The sequence below is a fragment of the Paenibacillus sp. RC334 genome, assembly GCF_030034735.1.
Classification (GTDB): domain Bacteria; phylum Bacillota; class Bacilli; order Paenibacillales; family Paenibacillaceae; genus Paenibacillus; species Paenibacillus terrae_A.
Genome location: NZ_CP125370.1, coordinates 5,500,358 through 5,510,292, shown reverse-complemented (window position 1 = coordinate 5,510,292; position 9,935 = coordinate 5,500,358). Strand labels below are relative to the sequence as shown.

At 49.4% G+C, this 9,935-nt stretch carries 7 protein-coding genes; 5 read left to right on the top strand and 2 right to left on the bottom strand.

Annotated features, from left to right (window positions below):
* Positions 1-138 precede the first annotated feature (138 nt).
* Entirely contained in the window at positions 139-993 is an 855-nt protein-coding gene (locus tag QMK20_RS25300) for an SDR family oxidoreductase (protein ID WP_283653782.1), read from the bottom strand.
* Positions 990-2,126: a mannonate dehydratase gene (uxuA, locus tag QMK20_RS25295; RefSeq protein WP_283653781.1), complete on the bottom strand. Its 1,137-nt coding sequence runs from the start codon at positions 2,124-2,126 to the stop codon at positions 990-992. Before uxuA ends, QMK20_RS25300 begins: the two co-directional genes overlap by 4 nt.
* Before the next feature lie 143 nt (positions 2,127-2,269).
* Between uxuA and QMK20_RS25290 the strand changes: the two genes are divergently transcribed.
* From QMK20_RS25290 to QMK20_RS25270, 5 genes are all read left to right on the top strand, one after another.
* Positions 2,270-3,901, top strand: coding sequence for a response regulator (locus tag QMK20_RS25290; protein ID WP_283653780.1), 1,632 nt, complete (start codon positions 2,270-2,272; stop codon positions 3,899-3,901).
* A complete protein-coding gene (locus tag QMK20_RS25285) occupies positions 3,898-5,661 on the top strand; it encodes a sensor histidine kinase (protein ID WP_283653779.1) in 1,764 nt (587 codons plus the stop codon). The genes QMK20_RS25290 and QMK20_RS25285 overlap by 4 nt, the downstream gene beginning before the upstream one ends.
* Positions 5,662-5,840: 179 nt before the next feature.
* A complete protein-coding gene (locus QMK20_RS25280; protein ID WP_283653778.1) occupies positions 5,841-7,508 on the top strand; it encodes an ABC transporter substrate-binding protein in 1,668 nt (555 codons plus the stop codon).
* A gap of 14 nt (positions 7,509-7,522) precedes the next feature.
* A complete protein-coding gene (locus QMK20_RS25275; RefSeq protein ID WP_283653777.1) occupies positions 7,523-8,497 on the top strand; it encodes an ABC transporter permease in 975 nt (324 codons plus the stop codon).
* 513 nt (positions 8,498-9,010) lie between these two features.
* Positions 9,011-9,934: a carbohydrate ABC transporter permease gene (locus QMK20_RS25270; RefSeq protein ID WP_283653776.1), complete on the top strand. Its 924-nt coding sequence runs from the start codon at positions 9,011-9,013 to the stop codon at positions 9,932-9,934.
* Position 9,935 lies beyond the last annotated feature (1 nt).

Genomic DNA, 9,935 nt, shown 5'->3' with positions numbered 1-9,935 from the left:
TCGATCGTGTTGTGGAGGTGTGATGCAGGTTGTTTTCAAGCGATTCTCGGAGTCTATGTAATCGGGAAAAAGATAGGAAAGGAAAGCTGTGTCGATAGCCGCCTGGCTCAAGCGCTCAAGCGGCTTTTGGGGTGCTGCTCATACCCCGGAATACGACATAAACCCGCCGTCTACCGGAATCACTGTGCCCGTAACAAAGCCGGATGTCTGTTCATCCACGAGCCACAGCAGGGTGCCAAGCAGATCGTCCGGTACGCCGAAGCGGCGCATGGGGGTGTGGGCGATGATTTTATCCGCACGTTCAGTGAGGGAGCCGTCCTCGCGGGTTAGCAGACTGCGGTTTTGCTCTGTGAGAAAAAAGCCCGGTGCTATAGCGTTGACGCGAATACCCGCTTCAGCCAGATGGACAGCCAGCCATTGTGTGAAGTTGTTAATGGCAGCCTTGGCTGCGCTGTAAGCCGGAACTTTGGTCATCGGGCTGGGAGCGCTCATAGAGGAAATGTTCAGCACGACTGCTCCTGAACGTCCTGTCATGCCCTGTGCGAATATTTGTGTCGGAATGAGCGTTCCGATAAAATTGACGTCCAGCACCTGGCGAAAGCCGGGTATGCTCAGCTCGAAAAAGGTGGTGATATCGGGCTGCGTCAAGTCCTCCAACCGGAATGTTTCGCGGGTGGTATTGGCGCTCGCATGATTCCCTCCGGCTCCGTTGACCAGAATATCACAAGCGCCGAATTGCTTGCGTACCGCCTGTTCGGCCCGCCGAACGCTGTCAGCTTCGGTGACGTCACAGGCCACAGCCATCGCTTCTCCGCCTGCGGCCTGAATATCATGGACTACATGCAGGCCCTTTTCTTCCGTTCGGTTCAGAATAGCGACCTTCACGCCTTGCCTTGCCAGCTCGCGGGCCATCGCGCTGCATAGCACTCCGGCACCGCCTGTAACTACTGCTGTTTTGCCTGCCAGTGAAGGGTGTAGAGAAAGTGTGCTCATAGGGTCGACTCCTTCGTATGGACTGATCCGGTCAGCGTGGTTTCCGTCCTGGAAACAGGAGAATTGTGTCGGACCTGGTTACATGTCAATGCATCCCACAGCCCCCATAAATACATAATCCCAAGTGCGCGGTCATACAGTCCATATCCGGGTCTGCATTGCTCTCCCCACAAATGGCGACCATGGTCCGGTCTGGCGTAGCCCGTAAAGCCAACATCGTGATACGCCTGGACAATGCCCGCAATATCGACGGTTCCATCCTGAGTTCGGTGAGATGTTTCGATAAAATCTCCGTTAGCGGAAACACGCACATTGCGGATATGGGCAAACGGAATACGATCCTTGAACTCATAAATCATAGAAACGATTTCATTTTTGGGGTTGGCTCCCAGCGAGCCAGAGCATAGGGTAATCCCGTTCGCGGGACTGTCGTACAGCGCCAGCAGCCTGCGCAAATGAGCCTGGCTTGTGATGATGCGTGGCAGTCCGAATACAGACCATGGCGGATCATCGGGGTGAATAGCCATCCGAATGCCGCTGCGTTCGGCAGCGGGAATAACGGCCTCCAGAAAGTAAGCCAGATTCCGCCACAGGTCTTCCTCCGTGACGTGGGTGTACGCTTCAAACAAAGCCGTCAGATGCTCCAGTCGCTCCGGTTCCCAACCGGGCATGGTTAACGAGCTATTTTCGTTAATTCGGCGTACCAGTTCGAACGGATCAAGACCTTCAATTCGTGACTTCTCGAAGAAGAGAGCCGTCGAGCCGTCCTCCAGTTCCTTCTGCAAATCGGTGCGCAGCCAGTCAAAAATGGGCATAAAATTATAGCAGACGACCTTCACGCCGTTGTGGCCGAGCTTTTCCAATGTACGTATGTAGTTACGGATATACTGATCGCGCGTCGATCGTCCGAGCTTGATATCCTCATGCACATTCACACTTTCAACGACCTCATTGTGAAATCCCGCCTGTACAACCTGCTCTCGAAATGCCACAATACGCTCCAAAGGCCATTCTTCTCCGGCTGGAATATCGTGTAGCGCCCACACGATCCCTTCTACCCCCGGAATTTGTCGGATTTGCTCCAGCGTTACCGTATCGTTTCCTTCACCGAACCAACGAAATACCATGCGCATGCTTTGCACCGCCCCATTTGTCATATGATAGGTGTAACAGCAATTTCCATTTCCCGATGTTTCCACATTACCATATTGCTAGAGACAATTGGAATAGTTAACCAAAATAAAGTGATGCACAAACCAAAAGGAGGAAGTAGGTTATGCAACTGCATCGAGCCATTGTAGTGGATGATGAAATATTCACTCGCAAAGGACTGCTTCAACTCATGGATTGGGAAGCCTGCGGCTTTGAGGTCGTTGGGGAGGCGGATAACGGTGAGGATGCACTTGAACTGATCGGCAGCGTCCATCCTGATCTGGTCATCACCGATATTCGTATGCCTGTGCTGGACGGATTGGAGCTGATCCGTTGTGTACTCGGACGGGGGGCGGATCATCCTGCGTTTATTATCTTGAGCGGCTACAGCGATTTTGCTTATGCACAGCAGGCACTTCGCTACGGGGTTCACGATTTTATGCTCAAGCCGATTGATGAGAAGGACTTTTCGGCTACACTGCGCAGGCTGAGTAAAAGGCTGCATCATGAGCAGCAGAATGCACAGCTCTATCAGAGTCGCCGTACAGGTGAGCTGTTGGAGACACTGATGATGAATGGGGAAGATGACGTCGTGGTGACGGCTTGGGAACAGCAGCTACGTCTTGGAGAAGCTGCATATATGTACTATGTGCTCGTCGAGCTGAATGATCAACATCCGTGGCGTCCCGATGGCAACGCTGTTCCGCTGTCGCTTTTCCAATTCAGAGAGCTTGTAGAGCAGGCACTTTATCGTTTGATTGACGGTAAGTATCCTCTCTATGTCCATGAGCACCGTAATCGGATTGGCATCATAGTGCCGGACTTCTTTTTGAAGTACTTTGAATCCAGGGCAGACGCTTTTATGAAAGCGCTACAACGAGAACTGGAGGAGCTGGAGTTACTGAAAAATCAGATGGGGAACCGAGTCTTTATATACGTGGGAAGCCCTGTTCAACGATTGCAAGATATCCATCGGTCCTATGAACGTGCCAAGGAAGCGGCGCTCCATAAATACATTCATGACCGCAGCGGCATTGTCCTGTATCAGGAGGAGGGAATGCCAACGCTCCACTATAGGACGATCCATCAGGATGTACTGGATTGCTTGACGGAGCAGATAGAGGAGATTCGGTTGGAGGAGCTATATTCGACCGTAGATCATCTGTTTTGCAGCTTTCGTGAGCAACATTACGCCCCGGAGGGTGTGAAAATGAACTTGCATCAATGCGTAATCAGCATCGTGCGGGTCATTCAAAATATGCAGGGTGATGAACGCTCGCTTCAGACATTAGAGCCTATGATGGGCTGGCAGGATATGAACCTGTCGCTGGGTGAATTACAGCGGCTATTTACAGCTTTTGCCGAGGAAAGCAGCCGAATGATTGGGGTGTTGCGCAAGGAGCGTCAACAGGGAGGAATTCAGCACATCCGCACCTACATTGAGCAGCATGCGGCAGAGAATATTAACCTGAAAAGTATAGCAGCCCGCTTTTACATGAATCCGGTCTACCTGGGCCAATTGTTCAGAAAAACGTACGGGGTGTACTTTAACGAATTCCTGCTGCAATTGCGGGTTCAGGAGGCTAAACGGTTGCTTCGTCAGACCGATTTGCGCATTTATGAAATTGCCGAGCGTGTGGGCTTTGGTAGCCCGGATTATTTTGTCACCCAATTTGAGAAATTGGTGCAGGCCAAGCCAAGCGAATACCGCAGTAGCCTGAATACCCGTGTGGAGCCGCAAAGGGGCAGCGAATGAGTATGCTGCGCTCAACCCTTGACCATGTCCGCCTGCGGGATAAAATGCTGCTGCTGTATTTTTTCTGTGTATTTGCGCCAGTGGTGCTGACCAATCTGATTTTTTACCACGTCACCTCGCAAAATGTGAAGGAACAGCGTATGCAGGATATTTCCCGTGCGCTGGAGCAGATCAAAATTGAGTTTTACCGTGAGTTTGAAGATGCGATGGAGATCTCGTCTATCTTTTATACCGATCATCAGCTAAACGAACTATTGGAGCAAACATACCCCCATCCTGCTGAATATATTGCCGCCTATGATTCTTATTTACGTCGTATGTTAAACAATACTTACAGTCCTGTATACCATTCTGTGGGTGGAATGACGATCTACACAGATAATCCGACTCTACTGGATTCCGGGGGAATCAGCTTTATAGATGAGCGGGTTAAAAGCTTGTCCTGGTATGCCAAAATCCCGCCCGGACGGCAGTCCAAGCCTATATTTGTACGTACTGACGACGGTACGGGCGAACAACTGCACCCCTTTAGCCTGATTCGGCGGATGAACTATTTTTATTCCCAAAATGGCCGCGAGAAAATACTGAAAATAGAGCTGCGAATGTCGTCCATTCAAGAGATTTTCCATAATCTGAATTTGCGGGGCAGTCTCTTTCTGCTCAACGAACGGGGGGAAATCGAATATACGACCGATTCCAGGATTGATATCAATCATAAGGTCGTGGCCTATAGCACCCTCCAGCAGTCCAAGGACACTATAGAGTTCAAGACAAATTATGTGCTGACGAGTAATCTCAATGGCTGGAGCATTGTGACTGCGGTGTCGGGCGATGAAGTGCTGTATGAAATGGAGAAATCCCGCAATTTTGTGCTGCTGTTAACCTGCATGAATATGCTGCTGCCTACCTTGATCATCATCTGGATTACACGTTCGCTGAACGTGCGCATTCATCGTATTCTGAAGCATATGAAAAAGGTGAAAAATCAGCATTTTGAACTGATCCCCGGTACAGAATCGCGAGATGAAATCGGGCAGTTAACAGGTGAATTTAATCGGATGACACTGAAAATAAAGCGACTGATTAACGATGTCTATGTGGCGGATATTCAGCGAAAAAATTTGGAGATTCTACGCAGGCATGCCCAGTTGAATGCACTTCACAGCCAGATTAACCCTCATTTTCTGTTCAATGCGCTGGAGACGATACGTATGCGAAGCCTGATGAAGCATGAAGACGAGACAGCCCGCATTATCCATAACATGGCACGAATTTTCCGCAATTCGTTGGTGTGGAACAAGGACAGGGTCACGCTGCGGGAGGAACTGGAACTCATTCGTTGTTTTTTGGAAATCCAGCAATATCGATTTGGGGATCGGATACAGTACGAAGTGCAGGCGAGCCCCGAGGACCTGGACTATCTGCTTCCCAAAATGGTTGTGCTTACGCTGGTTGAAAATGCAAGCATTCATGGCATTGAGCCGCTGAAGCATGGGGGGCGCATCGAGATTCATTTTGAGCACAGGGAGGAGCGGCTGATGCTAACGGTACGAGATGATGGAGTTGGCATGTCTGTGGAACAGGTACAACGGCTGTACGGTTACATGCACAGACAGGAGGAAATGGGCGAGCGTATCGGTCTGCAGAATGTCATCTATCGTCTGAAGCTTTACTACGGAAGCCGCTTTGAGCTTGATATTTGCAGCGCACCCGGCGAGGGGACAGAGATTCGTATTTTGATTCCGGCAGATGTGAAATGAGGCCTGCTTCCTTTAGTTTCCTAAGTAACACCTTTAGATTGGTGGGTGAACGAAATTCACGGCATTTTATAAAATGAAAGTGCTTACAATTTAGAGTGTGCGGAATTTCCAGTGCTTGAGGTATGTCCGTACAATGTTCACACACAACCGACAAAAGAGGCTGAAAGGGGAAGTCTGACATGACAAGCAAAAGGTTCGGGATCATCAGTCTAGTTATGGTCATGATGGCATCTATGATCGCTGCCTGCTCAGGAAGCTCGGGCAAGGAGCCTGCGCCGGGAGATAGCAAGGAAAAGGTGACCTTTACGTATTTTAACGCTAACTCGGGCAAGGACATGAACACGAATGAGACGCGGATCGGCAAAATATTGGAGGATCAGACGGGGGTAAACTGGAAGCTGGAGCATTTGGTGGGGGATGCCAACACGAAGATCGGTACGTTCATTGCCAGTAATGATTACCCGGACGCACTTGTACCTGAGGGCACGATTGATAAGCTGCTGGATGCCGGAGCTTTCATTCCCCTCAATGACCTGATTGACAGATATGGACCGAATATCAAGCGCGTATACGGACCTTATTACAACCTGATGAAGGCGGAGGACGGGAACATTTATTTTTTGCCGCTCAGTGCGGTGATAGGCGATTATTTGCCCGCGCCCAATATTGAGCAGGGAGCTTTTTGGGTGCAACGCAGGGTGTTGAAAGAAGCGGGATATCCAAAAATTAAAACGTTCGACGAATATGTGGTTCTGATTCGCAACTATGCGAAAAAGCATGCAGGCGAAGGATTGACCGGATACTTGGCGTTAACAACGCAGGATAAATTTTTTGCTTTTACGAACGCGCCGATGCATCTGGCAGGCTATCCAAACGATGGCGGCACGATTATTGATATGCAATCGCACCAGGCCACGGATTACGGAGATGAGGACATCACTAAACGGTATCTGAAAGAGCTGAATCAGCTCAACACAGAGAGCCTGTTCGATAAATCGTCCTTTGTGGACAATTACGATCAATATTTGGCGAAGCTGACTTCGGGCAAGGTGCTTGGCTTCTTCGATTATCGCTGGCAGGCGGGGCAGGCGTTGAGTAATCTTCAGGAAGCTTCCAAGCAATCAGGTAATGACGATCTGGAATATGTGGCTTTGCCCGTTGTGTACGATCAAAATATTAAGGATCAGTATCTTGATCCTCCATCATTCATTAATAACCGGGGCATTGGAATTACGGTTAGCGCCAAGGACCCGGTGCGTATGATCCAATTTTTTGACAACCTGCTGACAGATGAAAATCAGGTGTTATCCAACTGGGGAATCAAGGGCGAGACCTATGAGGTAGATGAAAAGGGACGCTTTTATCGTACTGAGAAGCAGATTACTGAGACTGGTAAGGATGCGTTCCGCGAGACATTCGGGTTCAAATATTTTGAATACAATTGGCCGCGATATGGCAACGGTTCTTCCCTGCCTGATGGTAACTCGGTTGGCCCGGGGCGGCAGCCTGAGGTTGCGCGTATGTCCTACACGGAGGGAGATAAAAAGCTGCTAAAAGCCTATGGTGTAGAGTCCTTCTCGCAAATGTTTTCTGCCCCAGACAAGCGCCCATGGTATCCGGCTTGGAGTATCCCGATTGCCCAAGGCTCACCTGCGCAGCTCTTCCAGCAAAAGAAGGGCGACCTGCAACGCAAATATTTCCCACGTTTAGTGCTGTCTGCACCGGGGCAGTTTGAGGCGATTTGGAATGAGTACACTACTGAATTCAACAAGCTGGATGTGAAGGAGTATGAGGAGCTGATTACGAAGGAGGTTGCCAAAAAAATCGAAACTGCTGGTAAAAAATAAAGGAGGAAGCAGCTATGGGCAACACGGCACCTGTCACGACCTCACAGAGCCATTTGCCGCCCTCACGGCGAACTGGCTTTAGCGGATTTATGCACAAGCTGAACCAGCAGCGGGCACTGGTATGGATGTCCATCCCTTTTTTAATCTGGTTGTTTATTTTCAAATATTTGCCTATCTGGGGCTGGACGATTGCTTTTCAGGATTTTAAGCCTGCCCGTAAGCTGCTCGATCAGCAGTGGGTTGGGTTGAAGCATTTCCGTTTTCTGTTTCAGGATGAACACTTTCTGCGGGTGATGCGCAATACGCTGGCGATGAGCTTCATTAATCTGGTGCTGGGCTTTGTAACTGCTATAATATTGGCAATTTTGCTGAATGAGCTTCGTCAGATCGTATTCAAGCGAGTGGTGCAGACGGTCAGCTACTTGCCGCATTTTATTTCGTGGGTCGTCGCGGCGAGCATTATCAGTACGGCGCTGTCTGCGGATGGCGGCATTGTCAATGAGGTGCTGATGTGGCTGGGGCTGATCAAGGAGCCTATCCTGTGGCTGGGCGAGGGAAGCTATTTCTGGGGCATTCTCGGTGCATCGGAAGTATGGAAAAATGTCGGCTGGAACACCATCATTTATTTGGCCGCGATGACGATGATTGATCCGTCACAGTATGAGGCGGCTGAGATGGACGGAGCCGGGCGTTTTCAGCGGATTTGGCATGTGACCTTGCCAGGATTAAAGCCTGTGTTCATCATCCTGCTCATTATGAACATCGGCAACCTGCTGGAATCGGGCTTTGAGCCGCAATATTTATTGGGTAACGGCATGAACGTGGATTACTCGGAAAATCTGGATATTTTTGTACTGAAATATGGTATTCAGATGGGTAACTTCTCGCTTTCGATTGCTGCCGGGATGTTTAAAACAGTAGTCAGCTTTATTTTACTATTTAGCGCCAATCATATTGCGAAGCGGTTAGGGGAGGAGAGGTTGTTCTGAGAAAAGAGTGAGTTATGGGGAGGGTGTATCGTCGCTTCGCGTGCAGATTGTTCTTCCGACCACTGCCGCTTCTTCAGAACAATTCTGCCCGCTCCGCTGCTACCCGCCATAAAGTCACTTTTTTTAAGAACTGAGAGTGGTGGCAGGGGGAGAACTTGAGGGAAGGCGCGTGCTCGCGCTCCCTTGGGTAACTGCGTCATGATGGATGGCTCAGCTTCGCTATCGCTTGTTTTTAGGACTGAGCTAGTGGTGGTGATAACAGAAGGTGCGTGTTCATGCATATTACAGGTGCAGGTCAGTGGATTTTTAACAGGCCGCTTCGCGGACCTTACCAAGGCCTTATGGACGAACTGAATTACAACTTCTAATAGAGATAATAATCCGCAATAATCCACTCAAATTGCCACACATCTAACTACTCATATAACCGTTCCAAATAACAGTACCAACAGCTCCAATAACAATTAATCGAACTAGAGTGCTTAAGCTATTTTTTAGAAAGGAGAGGGAGTTATGGGCAAAGGAAAAGCGTTGCATGGGCGGTTTCGGGCGCCATCGGATCGGATGTTTGATGCGTGCAATATTGTATTTATGCTATGTCTGATGGTGTTCACGCTGTATCCATTTTTGAATACGCTGGCGGTTTCGCTGAATGAAGCGAATGATTCGATTCGGGGTGGTATTTATTTGTGGCCGCGTGAATTTACGTGGAGTAATTACGAATTTATATTCAAGGAAGCGACGATTTTTCATGCCACGTTAATTTCTGTGCTGCGTACGGTGACGGGTACGGTGACCTCGGTGTTTTGTTGTGCGATGGTGGCGTATACGATCAGTCGGCCGGAGTATGTGCTGCGCAAATTTGTCTCGATTGCTTTTATTTTGACGATGTATTTTAACGGTGGATTGATTCCAAACTTTCTCCTGATTCGTGAGCTGGGGATGCTTGGAAGCTTCTGGGTGTATATCGTGCCTGGGCTGATCGGGGTGTTCAATGTGATTGTGATTCGCTCCTTTATTGAAGGCTTACCGGAAGGGATTTTGGAGTCGGCGCGTATAGATGGGGCGGGCGAATTTGCGACTTTTATGCGTATCGTTTTGCCGCTGTGTGTCCCGGTGCTGGCAACGGTGTCGCTGTTCACGGCGGTGGCGCAATGGAACTCCTGGTTCGATGTATTTTTGTACAATTCGTCGTATGAGCAGTGGAGCACCCTCCAGTATGAGCTGATGAAAATATTGCAAAATTCCAACACGTCCGTGAACGCTCAGGATTATGCCAGCCAATTCGCAGGCTCGGAAAATCTGGCGAAGTCGGTCACTCCTACTTCCATTCGTGCCACGATGACGATTGTGGCGTCTGTGCCTATTATTTTAGTTTACCCTTTTTTGCAAAAATATTTTGTGAAGGGTATGACTTTGGGTGGTGTCAAGGGATAAG